Origin of the sequence: Stenotrophomonas maltophilia, assembly GCF_023518235.1 — a bacterium.
Taxonomy (GTDB): domain Bacteria; phylum Pseudomonadota; class Gammaproteobacteria; order Xanthomonadales; family Xanthomonadaceae; genus Stenotrophomonas.
Window position 1 is genome coordinate 3324314 of the sequence record NZ_CP090423.1, and the last position, 18311, is coordinate 3342624.

The following is an 18311-nucleotide window of genomic DNA, read 5'->3' on the forward strand; positions in this document are numbered from 1 at the left end:
GCTCGCCCGGCCCGGGACAATCGGCGGGGGCGCCGGAACAATCCGTACCGGTGACGGCATCGGCCATTGAATACAGCCTGCGGTGCTGCACACTGTGCACGATGAGTGACCCGGGCAGCGACTTCCGCCTCTACCATTCCAACTCCCTGGACGTGCTGGCCGCGCTGCTGGCGCGCAACGTGCGTGCGCCGGTTCCGGGCCAGCCGCTGCTCGCCCCGGAAGTGGTGCTGATCCCGCAGGTGGCGATGCGGCGCTGGCTGCAGGCGACGCTGGCCGCCGAGTATGGCGTGGCCGCCAATCTTGAGTTCCTCACGCCCGGTGAGTTCGTGGCGCGTGCACTCAACGCCAATGTGCCGGGCGAACACGACGATCTGGATGCCGCCGGCCTGCACTGGAAGCTGTACCAGGCGCTGCGTGATCCGTCCCTGTTGGCGCAACCGCCGATGCGCGCGCTGCAGAGCTACCTTGCCGGCGACGATGCACTCAAGCCCTGGGCGCTGGCCGGGGAGCTGGCCTCGGTATTCGAGAAGTACCAGGCCTGGCGCCGCGACTGGCTGCTGCGCTGGGAGGCCGGCGCCGATCCGGCCGATCCGCAGGCGATCCTCTGGCGCACCATCGCCGAAGGGCGCGACTACCGCGCGCGCCGCATCCAGGCCTACCTGGACCGCTTCGAAGGGCCCGAACAACCCCTGCCGCAGGGCCTGCCGCTGCGCATGTCCGCGTTCGCAACGCTCAACATCTCCCCCGACGTGCTGCGGGTGATGGCGACCCAGGCGCGGGTGGGCGAACTCCATTTCTACATGCCCACTCCGGTGCAGTCGTACTGGGGCGACCTGCAGACGCTGGCCGAGCGCCTGCGCAGCGGCGCGCCCGACCCCTTCGGCGAGGCCGCCGGCGAGAACCGCCTGCTGGAAGCCTGGGGCGCGGCCGGGCGCGACTTCATGGCGGTACTGGGCAGCTACGAGGTGGTGCACCCGGCCGGCGAGATCGCCGCCTATTCCGATCCGGAAGAGGACACCCGGCCGAGCCTGGACGACGGCGGCCTGTCCGACAGCCTGCTGCACCGGCTGCAGCGCGACCTTTTCCACCGCCGCGCGCTGCCCTCGGGCGCACTGCGCGACGGGCTGCGCAGCGACGACCCCAGCCTGCAGGTACACGCCTGCCACACCCGCCTGCGCGAGCTGCAGGTACTGCATGACCAGCTGCGCAGCCTGCTGCAGGACCCTCGCTTCGACCCGCCGCTGCAGGCGCGTGAGATCGCGGTGCTGGCGCCGGATATCGACCCGTACGTGCCTTACCTGGAAGCGGTGTTCGGTGGTCGCGCCGGCGAGGACGAGCACATTCCCTATGCGCTGGCCGACAGCAGCCCGCTGGCCGGCGAGCCGCTGGCCGATGTGTTCGTGCACCTGCTGGGCCTGCCGGTCTCGCGCTTCGGCCTGAACGAGGTGCTGGACCTGCTGGCCAGCGCGCCATTGGCCGAAGCGGCCGGACTGGAAGCGGTGGACTTCGATCGCCTGCACGGCTGGCTGCAGCAGGCCGGCGCGCGCTGGGGCCTGGATGCCAGGCACCGCCACCAGCACCAGGCGCCGGCCGACGATGCCTACACCTGGCAGTTCGCACTGGACCGCTTGCTGCTGGGCCATGCCACCGGCAGCGAGGCCGACCTGGCCGGGGTGGCACCGTGGATCGAGCTGGAAGGCGGCGCGCTGGAGGCGCTGGACCGGCTGCTGCGGCTGCTGCGCGTGCTGGCCGTGTACCAGCGCCGCCTCGGCGAACGGCTGACGCCGGCGCAGTGGCGGCAGCGCCTGCTGTCGCTGCTCGAGGCGCTGCTGCCGGCCGCGCCCAGCTCGCCCAACAGCCAGCGTGCGCTGGAGCGCCTGCGCAAGCTGCTCAACCAGTTTGCCGAAGACGCTGCCAAGGCCGGCTTCGACGAGGGCGTGCCATCGGAGGTGGTGCGTGCACACTTTGCCGGTGCACTGGGCGAGGCCGATACGCGTGCGCCGCTGTTGACCGGTGGCATCAGCTTTGGCCGCATGGTGCCGATGCGCCTGCTGCCGTTCCGGGTGATCTGCGTACTGGGGCTCAACGACGGTGATTTCCCGCGCCGCGATCCGGCCGCGGGCCTCAACCAGCTCACCGCCGAGCTGGATACACCGCGCCGCCGTCCGGGCGACCGCTCCACCCGCGAGGATGACCGCTTCCTGTTCCTGCAGCTGTTCGCCGCCGCGCAGGAAGTGTTCTATCTCAGCTACCTGGGCGCCGATCCGCGCGATGGCAGCGTGCGCGAACCGTCGGTGCTGGTCAGCGAACTGATCGATGCCGCTGCCGCATATCACCTCGATCCGGCGGCGGCGGTGGGTGGTTTCACCGTGCGCCATGCGCTGCAGCCGTTCTCGCCGGCGGCGTTCGGCGATGGCGATCCGCGCCGTTTCAGCTATCGCCGCCAATGGCATCCGGCAGCGGGCCGGTTGAGCGGCCAGCGCGGTGGCCTGCCGCCGTGGTTCGACGCGCCGCTGCCGCCACCGCCGGAGGACGCGGTGGAAGACGAGGTTGCGCTCGATAGCCTGCGCCGTTTCCTGTGCGACCCGGCCGGGCAGTTCCTGGCGCAGTCGCTCGGCCTGCGCCTGGCCGATGAGGTTGAAGAGGTGGACGACCTGGAGCCGCTGGTGCTGTCTTCGCGCGGCCCGGAAAAGCGCAGCGTGCAGGCGGCGGTGGTGCGGGCCACGCTCAATGGTGACACCGAGCCGTTGTATCCGCGGCTGCGCGCGCGCGGCCTGCTGCCTTCCGGTGCGTTGGGCGAGCGCCAGTTCGAGGTGGAGCAGTTGAAGACCCGCCCGTATGCCAGCGCCCTGCTGGGCTGGATGCAGGGCCAAGCGCTGGAAAGCCGCCGCTATGAGGTGAACATCGATGGCGTGCGCCTGCACGGCCGGATCGCCGACCGCCATCCCGAAGGCCTGGTGCGCCTGCGCGCAGGCACCCTCAACGGCAATGCGGTGATCCGCCAGGGCCTGGATTGGCTGTTGGCCAATGCCGCCGGTGATGCCTTGCCACTGGTGCAGTTCCACGACGGTGGCGATGCCGGGCCGGGCCCGCATGTGCAGCCGGCGTTGAGCGTGTCGGCAGCACGCGCGGCGTTGCGTGCGTTGCTGCAACTGCGCCAGCGCGGCCTGCGCGAACCGCTGCGCTTTGCGCCCTATACCGGCTGGGTGCTGTACAGCACCGCGGGCGAGAAGCAACGCAGCGAAGGCTGGAAGCAGTGGCATGGCAGCGATCGCAGCTGGGGTGAATCCGGCAGCGACGCCTGGCAGCTGCTGCTGCGCGGTGCCGATCCGTTCGCCACCGACGCCAGCTATGCCGATCTGCTGCGCAACAGCCTGGTGGTCTTCAGTGCGGTACGCGAAGGCCGCACTCTTGGTACGGATGCACGCCAGGAGGGCAGCGAATGAACAACGTCAACGTGGACGACCGCATCGACCGCTCCGGCGGTGATCCCTACCTGGCGCTGCCGCTGCATGGCATCCGCCTGATCGAGGCCAGCGCCGGTACCGGCAAGACCTTCACCCTGGCCACGCTGTTCACCCGCCTGGTGGTGGAGCAGGGCCTGCGCATCGGCCAGATCCTGGCGGTGACCTTCACCGATGCCGCCACCCAGGAACTTCGCAAGCGCATCCGCGAGCGCCTGGCGCTGGCGGCGCGGCTGGTCGATCTGGAGCCGGCCGAGGGCGAAGCGCCGGACGTGCGCCTCACCCGCGAGGTACTGCAGCGTCATCTGCGGGGAGGCAGCGAAAGCGCGCCGGCATTGAAGCGCCGCCTGCAGGTGGCCGCCGATGAGATCGACCTCGCTTCGATCTTCACCATCCACGGTTTCTGCACCCGCGTGCTGCGCGAGCATGCGCTGGAGAGTGGCCACACCTTCGACCCGCCGGAACTGCTGGCCGGTGACCGCGAGCTGCTGGAGGAACTGGCAGCGGATCTGTGGCGCGTGCATGCCAATGACCCGGCCACGCTGGAGCCGCTGACCTGGCTGTGGTCCACCCCGGACGCACTGGCCGCCGATCTGCGCGCGCTGCTGGCGGCGCCGCCCCTGCACCCGCTGCCGCAGCCGGTGGCGCTGGCCGATCCGCAGGTGGCCCTGCAGGACGCGGCGGAAGCGCTGTCTGCACGCGTGCGCGAACACGGCGAGCAGTTCTTCATCGACCTCTGCGATGCGGTCGACAACAAGTGGATCAACGGCGTGTCCTACAAGCTGGGCTGGCTGCATCCGCTGGGCCGGCAGCTGCTGGGCTGGGCCGAGCGCGCCGACCCGCGCGAGCTGCTGATCAGCGAACGCCTGCCGGCGCTGCTGCCGGAGGCGCTGGCGGCCAAGACCAACAAGAAGTTCGCCGAGCGCACGCCGTCGTCGCCGCTGCAGGCCGAGCTGGCCCGCTACGTCGCGCTGCTGGCCGAGCGTGACACCTGGCTGCGCGCCACCGCGCTGAATTTCCTGCACATGCTGCGCGACGAAGCCACGCAACGCCTGCAGGCACTGAAGCGCACGCGCCGGGTACAGACCTACGATGACCTGATCGATGGCGTGGCGTTGGCCCTGGAAGGCCCGCAGCGGCTGGCGCTGGTCCGGCAGCTGCGCGCGCAGTACCGCATCGCGCTGGTCGATGAGTTCCAGGACACCGACGACCGCCAGTGGGGCATCTTCCACACCGTGTTCGGCGATTCGCCGGAGGTGCGCGAGCTGGGCCTGGCGCCGGCGCTGTTCCTGATCGGTGACCCGAAGCAGGCCATCTATGGCTTCCGCGGAGGTGATATCCACACCTACCTGAAGGCCAAGCAGGCGGCGCAGCAGGCGCCGGTGCTGGACCAGAACTTCCGTTCCCGCCCGGGCGTGCTGCGCGCGCTGCAGGCGCTGTATGACAACGGCGGCGAGGACGCCTTCCTCGAACCCGACATCCAGTTCGAACCGGTACGCCCTGGCGGGGTGCGCGGCGATGATGATTACCTGCGCGACGGCCTCTGCGCCCCCGGCTTGACCCTGCGTGTGCTGCGCAGTGGCGGCGACAAGGCAATGAGCGCCGACGCTTCGCGCGAGGCGGCCACCCGGGCCTGCGTCGCCGCCATCCACCAGACCCTGGTCGACGCGCGCGCCGGCAGGGCCGTGCTGCGAGGGCGACCGGTGCAGCCGGGTGACATCGCCGTGCTGGTGCGTTCGCACCGCGAGGCCACCCTGGTGCAGCGCGCGCTGGCTGCGGCCGGCATTCCGGCGGTGGCGGCCGGCAAGCAGAGCCTGTTCGCCACCCCCGAAGCGCGTGATCTTCGTGCGCTGCTGCTGGCACTGCTGCAACCGGCTGACGAAGGCCGCCTGCGCGCAGCGCTGGCCACCGTGCTGCTCGGTCAACGTGCCAGTGCGATCGCCGCAATGGAGCGCGAAGGCGATCTGCAACGCGGATTCCAGGCGCAGCTGCTGCAGTGGCGCGAGCGCTGGCAGCGCGGCGGACCGTTCGCGGTGATCGCCGATGTGTGTGCCGAACAGGGCGAACGCCTGCTGGCGCTGATCGACGGCGAACGTCGCCTGACCAACTACCTGCAGCTGGGCGAACTGCTGCAGGAGGCCTCGGCGCAGGCGCTGGGCATGCACGGCCTGCTGGATTGGCTGCAGGGCCAGATGGCCAGCGCCGACCAGGATGACGAGCAGCAGCTGCTGCGCCTGGAGTCGGACGCGCGCCGCGTGCAGATCATCACCCTGCACAAGAGCAAGGGCCTGGAATACCCGCTGGTGTTCCTGCCGTTCGTCGGCATCGACGGCGGCGCCCCCAACACGGCGGCGCACTGCACGATACATGTGGATGGCCAGCGCCAGCTGCACTGGAAACTGGACCGGGACGAGGCCTGGGAGGCCGCCGCCGCGCAGCGCGAACGCGAACAACGCGCCGAGGATGCGCGCCTGCTATATGTCGGCCTGACCCGTGCCGAGCACGCGCTGTGGATCGCCGTGGGCGACCTGGCCGGGTTGGGAAAGACGCGCCTGGCACCCCTGCTGGGCGACCTGCAGGTGCTGCGTGGGCAGGCCGATGTAAGTGTCGATGACAGCGAAGTGCCCGCCGCCCTGCCGCCGCTGGCCGCCGAGGTGGAAGGTGACCTTCCGGCCGTGCGCGCGCTGAGCCGGCGCGTGCCGCACGACTGGTGGGTGTACAGCTTCACCCAGCTGGCGCACGCCGATGCTGGCGCCGGCGACGATATCGAAGCGGCTGCCACCGAACTGCCAGCACCGGCGGCCGACGAACCGGCCGGCCCGGAACTGCCGCTGGAACCGGCCCTGCCGGAACCCGCCGCGGTCGCCGAAGACAGCACACCGCTCGACCCGCGTTTCATGGGCAGCCGCTTCGGCAACGTGCTGCATGAGGCGATGGAGAACGTCGACTTCGCCGCCTGGGCGGATTGGCAGCCGGGCCTGGACGCGCCCGAACGGCAGGCCGAGGTGCTGCGCAGGGCGCTGCACGACGAAGGCTATGCCGATGCCGACCTTGATGATGGCGTGGCGGTGCTGGTGCCGCTGGTGGGCCACACGCTGACCGTGCCGCTGCCCGAGGGCGGTGCACTGCACAGCCTCGGTGAAGGCGAGCGCCGCGCCGAAATCGACTTCCACTTCGCCATCGAGGCCACCACCGTGCCGGCGCTGCTGCAGGTGCTGCACGCACACGGCGTTTCCAGCGCACGCCGTGGCTTCGGCCAGCGCCGTCGGCTGGAAGGGCTGATGACCGGCATGATCGACCTCACCTACGTGCGCGACGGGCGCTGGTACGTGCTCGACTACAAGTCCAACCGCCTGCCCGGCTACAGCCCGGACCTGCTGGCCATTGCCATGCGCCACAGCGAATACGACCTGCAGGCGCTGATCTACACCGTGGCCCTGCATCGCTGGCTGCGCTTCCGGCTGGGCGCGGCCTACGACTACGAGCGTGACATGGGCGGCATCCGCTACCTGTTCTGCCGCGGCCTGGATGGCACGGGCAACGGCGTGCATGTGGACCGCTTCCCGCTGGCACTGGTGGATGCGCTGGATGCGCTGTTCGCCGGTGGCGAGCAGGCCCAGGCCGAACTGGCCGCGCGTGCGCGGGGAGCCAGCGCATGAGCCTGCTGAAGGAACTGCACCAGAAGGGCCTGCTGCGCACCCTCGACCACGCACTGGCGACCAGCCTGCAACGGCTGCGCGAGGACACGCCCGAGAGCGTGGCCTTGGCTGCGGCACTGGCCTCGCTGGCGGTGTCGCAGGGCCACGCCGGCTTCCATCCGGCGCAGCCGCAGCGGTTGCTGGAAGGCGTACCCGAGTGGCCTGCTGCGCAGGACTGGCTGGCACAGCTGCGTGCGTCGCCGTGGGTGGCGACACCCGAGCAGGCCGACGCCATCGCCGAGGACGTACCGCTGGTGCTGGAGAACGGCCTGCTGTACCTGCGCCGCTACCGCGAGTACGAACGCCAGCTGGCCTCCGGCCTGCAGCGCATCGGCCGCCATCCGCTGCCGGCACCGGACATGAGCGCACTGGCACCGCTGTTCGCGCGCCTGTTCCCGCAGGCAGCGGGCCATGAGGATCACCAGGCGCGCGCCGCCGGCGTGACCCTGCGTCATCCGCTGGCGCTGGTGACGGGCGGTCCCGGCACCGGCAAGACCACCACCATCGCGCGCCTGTTGCTGTTGCTGGCGGCACAGGCCCGGCAGGCGGGCCAACCGCTGCCCGAGGTGGCCTTGGCCGCACCCACCGGGCGCGCCGCCGAACGCATGGCCGAGAGTCTGCGCGTAGCCGTGCAACGTCTGCAGGAACAAGGACTGGACCCGGCGCTGTGCGCGGCATTGCCCAGTACCGGCACCACCCTGCATCGCCTGCTCGGGGTGATTCCCGATTCACCACGCTTCCGGCACCACGCCGACAATCCGCTGCCGGTGGATGTGGTGGTGGTCGACGAAGCCTCGATGATCGATCTGCCGATGATGACCAAGCTGGTCGACGCGATCGCCAGCGGCACCCGCCTGATTCTCCTTGGCGACCCAGACCAGCTGCCGTCGGTCGAGGCTGGTGATGTGCTCAGCGCGATCCTGCGCGCCAGCGGCGATGGCATCGGCACCCGCGCCGACGACGCGCAGGCGCTGCATGGCCTGCTGGCGCCGGCCACGCTGCAACCCCTGGCCGCACCACGCCCCTTCGCCGGTCGCCGCGTGCAGCTGCAACGCGGCTACCGGCAGAGCGATGCGCTGGACCTGGCGCCGCTGGCGCATGCCGTGCGCGAGGGCGACAGCAGCACCGCCTTGCAGCTGCTGCGTGGTGGGTCGCTGGCGGGCGTGCACTTCCACGAAGGTGAGGCCGATCCATTGCGCGGCCAGCGTGAGCATCTGCTCGGCCATTGGCGCGCGCTGGCCGAGGCGGCCGATCCGGTGCTTGCGCTGCAGCAGGCCGGGCGCCTGCGCGTGCTGACCGCATTGCGCGAAGGCCCGCAGGGGGCACGTGGCCTCAACAGCCGTATCGAACAGCTGCTGGCCGGCAATACCCCGGGCTACTTCCAGGGCCGCCTGCTGCTGGTCACCGAGAACAGCTATCGGCACCGCCTGTTCAACGGCGATATCGGCATCTGCCTGCGCGATGGCCGCGGCGCGATGGTGGCCTGGTTCCCCGGCGAGACCGTCGAGCAGCCGCGCGCCTTCCACCCGGCCGCGTTGCCCGCGCACGAAAGCGCGTTCGCGATGACGGTGCACAAGGCGCAGGGTTCGGAGTTCGATGAAGTGTGGTTGCAGCTGCCACGCCAGGACAGCCGCGTGCTGTCGCGCGAGCTGGTCTACACCGGCCTGACCCGCGCCCGCCAGGTGCTGCATGTGGCCGGCAGCGCCGACGTGTTGCAGGCTGCGTTGAAGCGCCACGCCAGCCGCCTCGGTGGTCTGGCCTGGCGGCTGGGTGCCGACGATGTGGCCGAAGCACCGGCACCCATCGAGCAACCCACGGTGCAGGGCCAGTTGTTCTGAACCGGGGTCGGAGCCCGTTCCCACCGGGAACGGGCTCTGACCTTGTCGCCCGAGACACGCACGTTCCGGGTCAGCGCGCTCCCTTCGGGAGGGATCCGACCCGGCGTCATTCCGCGATCAGGACCAACCCATCGGGGAAGACGATGGCCGCTTCATCGGCACTGACATCGAAGAAGCCCACGCCGTGCTTCTCGGCCAGGTCCTGCACGCGGCCATGCGCACGTTCGGCCACCGAATAGGCAAACGCGGCGTAGATCACCTGGCCGCCGATGCTGTACTCGGTTACCTCGGCACGGTCGTCCTCGTCGTTGCTCAACGGCCCGTTCAACGGCGGGAACTCCTGCGCCATCTCGGCGAACCACGCCTGCAGCGCGGGGCTGCTGACGGCCGGGTCGTCATAGTCGTGGCGCTCGTTCCACTGCGTCTGCTTCTCGAACCAGGCGATGAAGGCCGCGGCCTCCCGTGGAGCGGCGCTGGCCTCGAACACCATCATGTCGTAACTCATTGGAGCTTCCTGTGCAGAGCGGGGGTCAGAGCCTTCGCCGGGACGAAGGATCCGACCCCGGAGCGGAGTCTGTGGACTCGCAGGGTAGCGCGCTACGGCTGCGTTGCCATGTCCATTGCCAACCCCGGCGCCAGCGCCTTCGCCTCCGGGAACAGCGCAAAGCGCAGGCCGATCAGGCCCATCAGCGCCTCGTCGCGGGCCTTGCACGCGCCCACGCTGCCAACCCGGCCCAGCGAGGTATCCAACCGCTCGCGCAGCGCCTCGGCCGCCACCATCGGTTTGCGCGCGGCAATCTGCCGCCGGTAGTGCGCGGCGATGTCCTCCAGGATGTGCTCGACCGCCTCGCGGCTGCGCTCGGGCAGCTCCAGACGGGCGCGGCGCAACTGCAGGATGTTCAGGCCGATGCGTGCCTCGTTGAGCATGTCCACCGAGGCGATGTCGCTGCCTTCCGGCGTCGCCGCCAGGCGCGGTGCGAGCAGGCCCAGCAGGTCGAGCATGCGTGCGGCGAAGCGCTGCCGGTCCTGCTGGCCACGGCCCTCGGCGGCCTCGGCCAACGTGGTCCAGCCCTGTCGCACCAGCCGGCGCGCGGTCCATTCGGCACCCACCGAACGGAACAGGCGGGTCATCACCACAGCAAAACCAATGCCGATGAACATCGCGATGGACGAGTTGAGGAAGGTCTGGATGTTGGCGCTGTAGGTGTTCTGCAGGCTCAGCAGCGCGGCCAGGTTCACCGTCAACGGCAGTGCGAACAGCGCGCTCTTCGGGTGGTGCAGCATCAGGCCCAGCGGCAGGAACACCACCGCCAGCACCAGCGCCAGCAGGCCGAAGTCGTGCACCGCCGGGAACACGCCGAACAGGTACACGCCGGCCACCACCGAGGCGACCATCGCCCACACCAGGAACGAGACCATGCTCGGTGCCGGGTCGTCCTGTGCGGCGAAGAACGCGGCGGTCACCGCGGCCATCATCGCGCCGTTGCCACCACCTTCCCAACCGAGTGCGATCCACAGCACGCAGTAGCTCATCAGCGCCACGCCGGCGCTGAGCGCGGAGAACAGCGCCATGCCGTAGTCGACGTGCTTGTCGGCGGCCACCCGTTCGGTGCGGATGCGGTAATGCGCGCGATCCAGCGGCGCAGTGCCGTTGTCGATTGCGTGCTGCAGGGTGCGGCAGTCCTGCCACAGGTCCACCAGCTCCTCCAGGCGCAGCAGCAGGCTGGCCAGCTGCAGGTGCTGCAGGTCGCGGTCCACCTGCGGCTTCAGTGCGCTGATGCGCGCGCGCAGGCGAGCGTACTCGCTGGCGTTGGTCGGCCCGTCCAGCCAGTCGTGGATATCGTCCACCAGTGCCGGCAGCCCCTCGGGCAGGCCCTGGCCGTCGCTGCGCAGCGCGCTCAGGCGATCGGCAATCGACGACAGCACCGGCAACAGCAGCAGCATGCGCTCGCGCAGGCGCTCCATCGACACCGCCGAACCGGCATGGCGCGGGTCGTCGCGGCGCAGGAACTCGATCAGTGCCTCGAACTGCACCAGGTCGGCGGCCAGCCGGTTGCGCGGCGCATGCGCGCGGCCACGTTCGAGGATCTGCCGGCACCACTGCGCGGCGTCCTCCATCCAGTTGCCGATGCGTGCACGCAGCATCGGTCGTACCGAGGCCGGGAACAGCAGCGAAGCAAACAGCACTGCCACCACCGTGCCGAGGATGATCTCCTCGCTGCGTGCCACCACCGTGTCGAAGATGGTTTCCGGCGAGGTCACCGCCGGGAAGCCGATGAAGGCGGTGGTGTAGCCGGCCAGCAGGAATGCGTAGCCGCGCGGCCCGCGGTTGAGCAGGGCCATGAACAGGCAGCCGGCCAGCCAGATCGACATCGCTGCGCTCAGCAGCAGCGGCGTTTCCACCAGCGCCGGCAGTACCAGCAGGGTGGCCAGCCCGGCCACCAGCGTGCCGACGATGCGGTATACGCCCTTGGCGCGGGTTGGGCCCAGCAGTGGCTGGCTGACGATGTACACCGTGCCCATCGCCCAGTACGGGCGCGACAGGTTGCCGGCCATGGCGATGTACAGCGCGGCCACCGCGGCCAGATAGGTCTTGATCGAGAACAGCCAGGCCTGGCGGTCGGTCAGCGCGTTCATGGCTTACTTCGCCGGGGCCTGTGCGGTGGCCGGCGCCGACGGGGCGACCGTTGCCTGCCAGCCGCCGCCCAGCACCAGGAACAGATGGATCTGGTCGCGCGAGACCTGTGCTTCGGCAGCGGCCAGGGTGGCGTCGCTGGTGGCCAGGCTGCGGTCGGCATCCAGGCTGGACAGGTAGGGCGTGCGGCCGCCCTGGTACAGCCGGCGGTTCTGCTCGGCGGCCAGCGCGGCCTGCTCCTGCGCAATGCGCAGCGACTGCAGGCGGCGCAGATCCTGCGCATAGCGGTCCAGCGCGGTCTGGGTCTCGCGCAGCGCCTGCAGCACGGTGTGATCGAACTCGGCCAGCGCGGCATCGGCGCCGGCTTCGGCAGCGTGGATGCGCGCGTGCGTGCCCGACGACGGCAGCGTCCACGAGATCAGCGGGCCGATCGACCACTGCTGGGTCATCGGCGTGCCGAAGTCTTCCAGCAGGCCGGCGGCACCGACCGAGGCACCGAGGCGGATGTCCGGATACAGCTCGGCGGTGGCCACGCCAATGCGCGCGGTGGCCGAGGCCAGCTTGCGTTCGGCCTGGCGCACGTCCGGGCGGCGCTGCAGCAGGGCGCGGCCATCACCGACCGGTAGCGGCTGCACCAGCCCGGGGGCGCGTGCACAGTCGATCACGCCGGCCGGCAGCTGGCCCGGGGTCTGGCCGAGCAGCGCGGCCAGCGAATAGGCCGCCGCCGAACGCTGCGCGCGCAGCGGCGGCAGCGCGGCCTCCAGCAGCGCCACCTGCGCATTGGCGCGGGCCAGTTCCGGCGGCGTGCCGCGACCGGCTGCAATCAGGCGTTCGGTAACCGTGCGGCTGCGCTGCTGCAGTTGCAGCGAATGCTCGGCCACGTGCAGTTCGTGGTTGGCGTGGCAGATTTCCAGGTAGCTGTCGGCCACCTGGGCGACCACGCTGACCTGGGCCAGATCGCGTGCCGCCGCCACCGACTGCTCGTCGGCACGCGCCGCTTCGGCGCCGCGCTTGAGCTTGCCGAACAGGTCGAACTGGTAGCTGACCGCGAACTTGCCGTCGGCCAGGTTGATCACCGGCAGCTCGTGCTCCTGCAGGAACGACTCGGCCGACAGCTGTGCACGGCTGACGCCGGCCTCGGCCTCGTACTCGAAGCCACCGGCGTCCAGCGCCTGCTCGTACACGGCCGCGGCGCGGCGCAGGTGCGCATCGGCGGCCTTCAGTTCCACGTTGTCACGCAGCGCCTGGGTGATCAGCCCGTCCAGCACGGGGTCGTTGTACAGCGACCACCAGCGGTCGGGCAGCGCCTGGTTGGCGGCGACCTGCGGGTTCTGCGTATCGATGAAGGCGGCATTGGCTTCGGGGCGCTTGAATGCCGAGCCTTCCGGCAAGGCATAGTCGGGGCCGACGGTCCTGCAGGCGGCCAGGCTGGCCAGCGCGACGATCAGGCCCAGGCGGGGCAGGGCGGCGTTCACAGGCCCGCCTGTGTCGGCGTGGTGCCGGCCTTGTCTGCGTGCTTGGCGCTGTTGGTTTCGACGGTCACGGTGGCGGTACGGCCAGCGATCAGCTCCACGCCCTTGGGCACTTCATCGATGGCAATGCGCACCGGAATGCGTTGCGCCAGCCGCACCCAGTCGAAGGCCGGAGTCACGTTCGGCAGCAGGGTGCTGCCGTTGCTGCGATAGCGGTCCTCGATGCCGGCGGCGATGCTCTGGACATGGCCGTGCAGCGGTGCCGATTCACCCATCAGGCGGATGTCCACGCGCTGCCCCGGCGCCACGCCGCGCAGGCGGGTTTCCTCGAAGTAGCCATCGATGCGGAACGAACCAGTATCCAGCAGTGCCAGCACCGGCTTGCCGGCCACCACGTAGTCGCCCACGCGCATCGTGCGATCGCTGACCCGGCCATCGGCCGGCGCGCGCACTTCGGTGCGGCCAAGATTGAGCTCGGCCAGATCGACCGCGGCCTGTGCGGTAGCCAGCGCCGCCTGTGCGGCCTGCAGCTTGGCGCGGCGCACTTCGGCGTCTTCGGCAGCCACCAGATCCTGCAGGCTGCGGTCGCGGCCGATCTCGCGGCGCAGCTGCGCCACCGAGGCCTGGCGCTCGGCCAGGCTGGCCCGCGCCTGCTCCAGCGCGATGCGGTAGCGGGCGCGGTCGACGACGAACAGCAGGTCGCCCTTCTTCACCGCCTGGTTGTCGGCCACGTCCACCGTTTCCACCAGCCCGGACACGTCCGGCGCCACCTGCACCACATCGGCGCCAACGTGGGCGTCGCGGGTCCACGGCTCATCCATGTAATAGACCCACAGCTGGCGCAGCACCAGCAGGGCGACGATCACCGCTGCGCTGGTCAGCAGTACGGGAAGGGCTTTCTTCACGATCTTGTTCACGATTGCATCCAACGCAGGAGGTGGAACAGCAGGCCAAGCACGATCCCGTACAGCGCCAGGTTGAACAGCGCCGGGTGCCATACATGGCGGTAGGCGCCGGCACGCTGCAGCAGCGCGTGCAGGCCGCTGTTGACCAGATAGGCCAACACCATCAACCCGAGCAGGGTCGGGACGAACACTCCGTGGAGACTGAATTCACCGGGCATCGGTAGGGGCGGGGACGAGGTGGGGGAGGGGAGGGACAACGAAACAACAGCAACGGGCAAAAGCCGCTGGCGTGTGCACGGCAGCGGCGGTGTTCGGGGGCAGTGCGCTTACGTGATGCGGTCGGCGGCCTCGGCCAGCAGGCGCCATGCCTTCAGCACGGCGTGCAGTTCATCCATGGACAGTTCGCCGAAGACGTCCTGGCGCAGGCCGATCAACTGGTCTTCCAGCTCGCTGACCAGCGCCTGGCCGGCGTCGGTCAGCCACAACAGGTTGGCGCGGCGGTCGCTGGCATCGCTTTCGCGGCGGACCAGGTCGCTGGCGCACAGTTTGTCCAGCAGGCGCACCAGGGAAGGCCCCTCCATGCCCAGCTGCTGGGCCAGCGCCACCTGCCGGATGCCACCGCCGGAGCGGCCGATCATCAGCAGCGGCATGGTGCAGGCGGTGGAGATGCCGTAGCTGCCGAGCCGGCTGTCGGCCAGGCGCTGCCACTGCCGCCCTGCGTACAGCAGGCCGGAGCTGAGCTGCATCTGCAGCACGGTGCGCTCGTCGAGGGGTCGGTCCATAAGATATAGATAGGATACTACTAATTTCATTCCTATCAATAGTTTTTGCTGAATGGGCTGTGTGTGTTGAGGAAGGCGTTGCGCCTGCCTGCTGTCGGGTGGGGCAGCGGGGGCCGGACGGTGCAGGACACGCCGCAAGTACGTCCCTGTAGGCTCGGCCGCGGCATCCATGCCGCGGACGGTCCTGCACCGCCCGACCCCCGCGGCCCGCCCATCACCGTGCGAGCGCGGTGGGTTGGCTCTCTAAAGGCAAGAGCGGTAGCGCCGGGCCATGCCCGGCGGCTCCTGGTCGCACCGCTTGGCTCGCCGGGCATGTCCCGGCGCTACCGGTGCGCTCGCCGCAGCCATGAACCCCAGCTTTTGAGCCCGCTTTCGAGCGGTCCGGCCGCGCCCGCAGGAAACCGTCAGGGAGGGGGAGAGGGGGCTGCGCAGGACCGTTGGCGCCATGGATGGCGCCATCGAGCCCCCAGGGACGGGTTCACGGCGTGTCCTGCGCAGCCCCCTCTCCTCCTCCAAACCGATAGCAACGACGCGCCAGCAACGACCCCCCGATGAACCGTCCCCACAGGACGACCCACCCCCCGGTCGGGTACGATGCTCGCCCCCCGTTCGGGACGCTGTACGCAATGAGCAAGAACAACGAAAAGGCCGCCCCGCAGGGCGACGTGACCCAGGACCAGGCCGAGGATGCGGTGCGCACCCTGCTGCGCTGGGCCGGTGAGGACCCGTCCCGCGAAGGCCTGCTGGATACCCCCCGCCGTGTCGCCGAAGCCTACGGCGACTGGTTCAGCGGTTACCGCGACGACCCGCGCGCCTACATGGAGCGGACCTTCGAGGAAGTGGCCGGCTATGACGAACTGATCGTCCTGCGTGACATCGAGTACGAAAGCCACTGCGAACACCACATGGCGCCGATCATCGGCCGCGTGCACGTCGGCTACCTGCCGGCCGGCAAGGTGGTGGGCATCAGCAAGCTGGCCCGCGTCGTCGAAGCCTATGCGCGCCGCTTCCAGGTGCAGGAGAAGATGACCGCGCAGATCGCCCAGTGCATCCAGGATGTGCTGCAGCCGATCGGCGTCGGCGTGGTCGTCGAAGGCGCCCATGAATGCATGACCACCCGCGGCATCCACAAGCGCGGCGTCAGCATGGTCACCTCCAAGATGCTGGGCAGCTTCCGCGACGACGCGCGCACCCGCGCCGAGTTCCTGCGCTTCATCGAAGTGGGCGGCAAGCGCTGAGCCGCGTGCCCGCACCCCGCCGGCCCGGTGTGGCCGGCATGCCCACGGCTGCCCGCGCGGCAGCCGTGCGTCACGGCGCGTCCCTGTCAGCCCTACAGACCTCTTTCGCTGCATGAAGCATCGCGAACGCATCTCCCGTTACCGCCATCTGCGCGAGCAGCCCCAGTGGAAGCTGCTCGCCGCCGACCACGCCCCGGAAATCATCGGCCTGCTGCAAGGGCTGCTGATGGACGGCGAGCGCACGCTGCCGTCGTCGGTGCTCAACGAGCGCCTGCAACGCGCACTGGACCAGCTCAACGGCGATGAACTGTCGCGCGAGCTGCCGCGTACCGCGCAGGCCTATATCGCGCACTGGCTGGCCCAGGGCTGGCTGGAACGACGCCTGCCCGAAGGTGCCGACCAGGAGCAGTACGAGCTGTCCACCGCCGCACTGCAGGCGATCCGCTTCGCCGATGGCCTCGAGCAGGCCCGCGTAGCCGCCACCGAAAGCCGCTTGGCGCTGGTCATCGAACAGCTCTCGCAGCTGGCCGCGCAGACCGAATCCGATCCGGACGCACGCCTGTCGGCGCTGCGCGATGAGCGTGACCGCATCGACGCCGAGATCGCCCGCGTCGGCGCCGGCCGCGTGATCGCGCTGGATGGCAAGCGCGCGCTGGAACGTGCGCGCCAGATCATCGGCCTGGCCGACGAACTGACCGAAGACTTCCGCCGCGTGCGTGACGACTTCGAGCAGCTCAACCGCGATTTCCGCGAACGCATCATCGACGACGAAGGCGAACGCGGCGACGTGCTGTCGCAGCTGTTCGAAGGCGTGGACGTGATCGGTGAAAGCGACGCTGGCCGCAGCTTCCAGGCGTTCTGGCGGCTGCTCAACGACGCCGAGCAGAGCGCGCAGCTGGATGCTGCACTGGAAGCGGTGCTGGCGCGTGGCTTTGCCCGCCGCCTGGACCGCAACGAGCGCAACTTCCTGCGTGGGTTCACCAGCACCATGCTCGAGCGCGGTGGCCAGGTGCACGACGTGCTGCAGAACTTCGCGCGCAGCCTGCGCGGCTTCGTGCAGAGCCGTGGCTACCTGGAACAGCGCCGCCTCAACCAGCTGCTGAAGCAGGCACAGTCCGAAGCGCTGGCGCTGCGTGACGAGTTCCCCGCACAACGCGGCATCGGTCGCGACCTGCAGCTGACCACCAGCCGCCTGCGTTCGTGGTCGCAGTGGAAGCTGCACGATCCGCGCAGTGCCCAGGTCGATGGCAACGTCGAGTACAACGACGCGGCCGCGATCAGCCTGGAAAGCGTCGGCGATCTGGTGGCCTCGTCCGAAATCGACTTCCGCACCCTGCGCCGCGACCTGCACGACCTGCTCGATGCACAGCCGCGGCTCAGCATTGCCCAGGCCCTGTCGCAGCGCGAAGCGCCGCAGGGGCTCGGCAGTGTCATCGGCTACCTGTCGCTGGGCACGCGCTTCGGCAACGTAGTGGCCGGCGAGCAGGAGCTTGCGCAATGGCGTGGTGGCGACGGCCAGATCCGTCGCGCCCGCATCCCGCTGGTTTGGTTTACCCAGGAGAGACGCCATGAGCTGGCATGAAGATCCCATCGACGCATCGCAGGCCGACGTGGCGGAAGACGCCTACGAGGCCGAGCCGGTGGCGACCATGGCGCAGCCCCGCCGTGGCAACGACGTGTACTACCTCGGCGATACCGGGCGGCTGCCGCTGGATGCGCGCCGCGCGCTGTGCCAGCTGCTGATCGGCCCCAGCATCGACCAGCTGCGCCACGCCAAGCTGTGGCCGGCGTTGATCCGCAGTGAAGCGGCGATCCGTTCGGCACTGGCCGACCTGTTCCTGGAACTGGTGCTCGACCGTGACAGTGGCGTGGCCTTCACCCGCCAGGCGGATACCGAAGACGTCGATGCGCCGGTGCTGCTGCGCACCTCGCCGCTGACCTTCATCGACTCGGTGCTGCTGCTGTTCCTGCGCCAGCAGCTGGCCGAGGCCGATGCGCGCGGCAACCGCGCGGTGGTCGCCGACGCGGAGATGGCCGAAGCGCTGGCCATCTACGAAAAGAACCTGTCCACCGACCGCGCCGGCTTCAACCGCCGCGTCGCCTCGGCCGTGCAGAAGATGAAGGACAACCACATCCTGACCCGCCTCAGCGGCCAGGAAGACCGCCACGAAGTCTCGCCGGCGCTGAAGCTGCTGTTCTCCGCCGAAGACGTGTCCCAGCTTTCGGCGGTCTACCGCCAGCTGCGCGAAACCCCGGCCGCCGAGGCCTGAGAGACCCGA

Annotated in this window: 12 protein-coding genes; 6 read left to right on the forward strand and 6 right to left on the reverse strand. The window is 69.8% G+C overall.

Annotation, left to right across the window (positions count from 1 at the left end; all coding sequences use genetic code 11):
• Positions 1-101 precede the first annotated feature (101 nt).
• From recC to recD, 3 genes are read left to right on the forward strand one after another with little or no spacing between them, the layout of a single operon-like run.
• A complete protein-coding gene (recC, locus tag LZ605_RS15595; protein ID WP_249842401.1) occupies positions 102-3446 on the forward strand; it encodes an exodeoxyribonuclease V subunit gamma in 3345 nt (1114 codons plus the stop codon).
• Positions 3443-7123, forward strand: a complete 3681-nt coding sequence (gene recB, locus LZ605_RS15600) for an exodeoxyribonuclease V subunit beta (protein WP_249842402.1) — start codon at positions 3443-3445, stop codon at positions 7121-7123. The genes recC and recB overlap by 4 nt, the downstream gene beginning before the upstream one ends.
• Positions 7120-9000: an exodeoxyribonuclease V subunit alpha gene (recD, locus tag LZ605_RS15605; RefSeq protein ID WP_249842403.1), complete on the forward strand. Its 1881-nt coding sequence runs from the start codon at positions 7120-7122 to the stop codon at positions 8998-9000. Before recB ends, recD begins: the two co-directional genes overlap by 4 nt.
• Before the next feature lie 106 nt (positions 9001-9106).
• On the opposite strand, the gene LZ605_RS15610 is transcribed toward recD, so the two are convergent.
• The 6 genes from LZ605_RS15610 to LZ605_RS15635 all read right to left on the reverse strand — a co-directional run bounded on the left by LZ605_RS15610 (position 9107) and on the right by LZ605_RS15635 (position 14794).
• On the reverse strand, positions 9107-9505 hold the full coding sequence (locus LZ605_RS15610) for a hypothetical protein (protein WP_249842404.1): 399 nt from the start codon (positions 9503-9505) through the stop codon (positions 9107-9109).
• A 92-nt stretch (positions 9506-9597) separates the two neighbouring features.
• Entirely contained in the window at positions 9598-11637 is a 2040-nt protein-coding gene (locus LZ605_RS15615; RefSeq protein ID WP_249842405.1) for an FUSC family protein, read from the reverse strand.
• Positions 11638-11640: 3 nt separating this feature from the next.
• Positions 11641-13110, reverse strand: coding sequence for an efflux transporter outer membrane subunit (locus LZ605_RS15620; protein ID WP_249842406.1), 1470 nt, complete (start codon positions 13108-13110; stop codon positions 11641-11643).
• Positions 13107-14024, reverse strand: a complete 918-nt coding sequence (locus tag LZ605_RS15625) for an efflux RND transporter periplasmic adaptor subunit (protein WP_249842407.1) — start codon at positions 14022-14024, stop codon at positions 13107-13109. Before LZ605_RS15625 ends, LZ605_RS15620 begins: the two co-directional genes overlap by 4 nt.
• A complete protein-coding gene (locus LZ605_RS15630) occupies positions 14021-14230 on the reverse strand; it encodes a DUF1656 domain-containing protein (RefSeq protein ID WP_025875651.1) in 210 nt (69 codons plus the stop codon). Before LZ605_RS15630 ends, LZ605_RS15625 begins: the two co-directional genes overlap by 4 nt.
• Positions 14231-14338: 108 nt before the next feature.
• The gene (locus LZ605_RS15635; protein ID WP_008265191.1) at positions 14339-14794 is read right to left on the reverse strand and encodes a MarR family winged helix-turn-helix transcriptional regulator; all 456 of its coding nucleotides are present in this window, start codon (positions 14792-14794) and stop codon (positions 14339-14341) included.
• 626 nt (positions 14795-15420) lie between these two features.
• Here LZ605_RS15635 and folE point away from each other — a divergent pair.
• The 3 genes from folE to LZ605_RS15650 all read left to right on the forward strand — a co-directional run bounded on the left by folE (position 15421) and on the right by LZ605_RS15650 (position 18302).
• Positions 15421-16032, forward strand: coding sequence for a GTP cyclohydrolase I FolE (folE, locus tag LZ605_RS15640; RefSeq protein WP_004141296.1), 612 nt, complete (start codon positions 15421-15423; stop codon positions 16030-16032).
• A gap of 112 nt (positions 16033-16144) precedes the next feature.
• Complete coding sequence (locus tag LZ605_RS15645) at positions 16145-17614, forward strand: DUF3375 domain-containing protein (RefSeq protein ID WP_249842408.1); 1470 nt, start codon at positions 16145-16147, stop codon at positions 17612-17614.
• Entirely contained in the window at positions 17601-18302 is a 702-nt protein-coding gene (locus LZ605_RS15650) for a DUF4194 domain-containing protein (RefSeq protein WP_249842409.1), read from the forward strand. The genes LZ605_RS15645 and LZ605_RS15650 overlap by 14 nt, the downstream gene beginning before the upstream one ends.
• Positions 18303-18311 lie beyond the last annotated feature (9 nt).

Coding starts and splice junctions, on each gene's coding strand:
- recC (WP_249842401.1), top strand. CDS start 102: ATGAGTGACCCGGGCAGCGACTTCCGCCTCTACCATTCCAACTCCCTG.
- recB (WP_249842402.1), top strand. CDS start 3,443: ATGAACAACGTCAACGTGGACGACCGCATCGACCGCTCCGGCGGTGAT.
- recD (WP_249842403.1), top strand. CDS start 7,120: ATGAGCCTGCTGAAGGAACTGCACCAGAAGGGCCTGCTGCGCACCCTC.
- LZ605_RS15610 (WP_249842404.1), bottom strand. CDS start 9,505: ATGAGTTACGACATGATGGTGTTCGAGGCCAGCGCCGCTCCACGGGAG.
- LZ605_RS15615 (WP_249842405.1), bottom strand. CDS start 11,637: ATGAACGCGCTGACCGACCGCCAGGCCTGGCTGTTCTCGATCAAGACC.
- LZ605_RS15630 (WP_025875651.1), bottom strand. CDS start 14,230: ATGCCCGGTGAATTCAGTCTCCACGGAGTGTTCGTCCCGACCCTGCTC.
- LZ605_RS15635 (WP_008265191.1), bottom strand. CDS start 14,794: ATGGACCGACCCCTCGACGAGCGCACCGTGCTGCAGATGCAGCTCAGC.
- folE (WP_004141296.1), top strand. CDS start 15,421: ATGAGCAAGAACAACGAAAAGGCCGCCCCGCAGGGCGACGTGACCCAG.
- LZ605_RS15645 (WP_249842408.1), top strand. CDS start 16,145: ATGAAGCATCGCGAACGCATCTCCCGTTACCGCCATCTGCGCGAGCAG.
- LZ605_RS15650 (WP_249842409.1), top strand. CDS start 17,601: ATGAGCTGGCATGAAGATCCCATCGACGCATCGCAGGCCGACGTGGCG.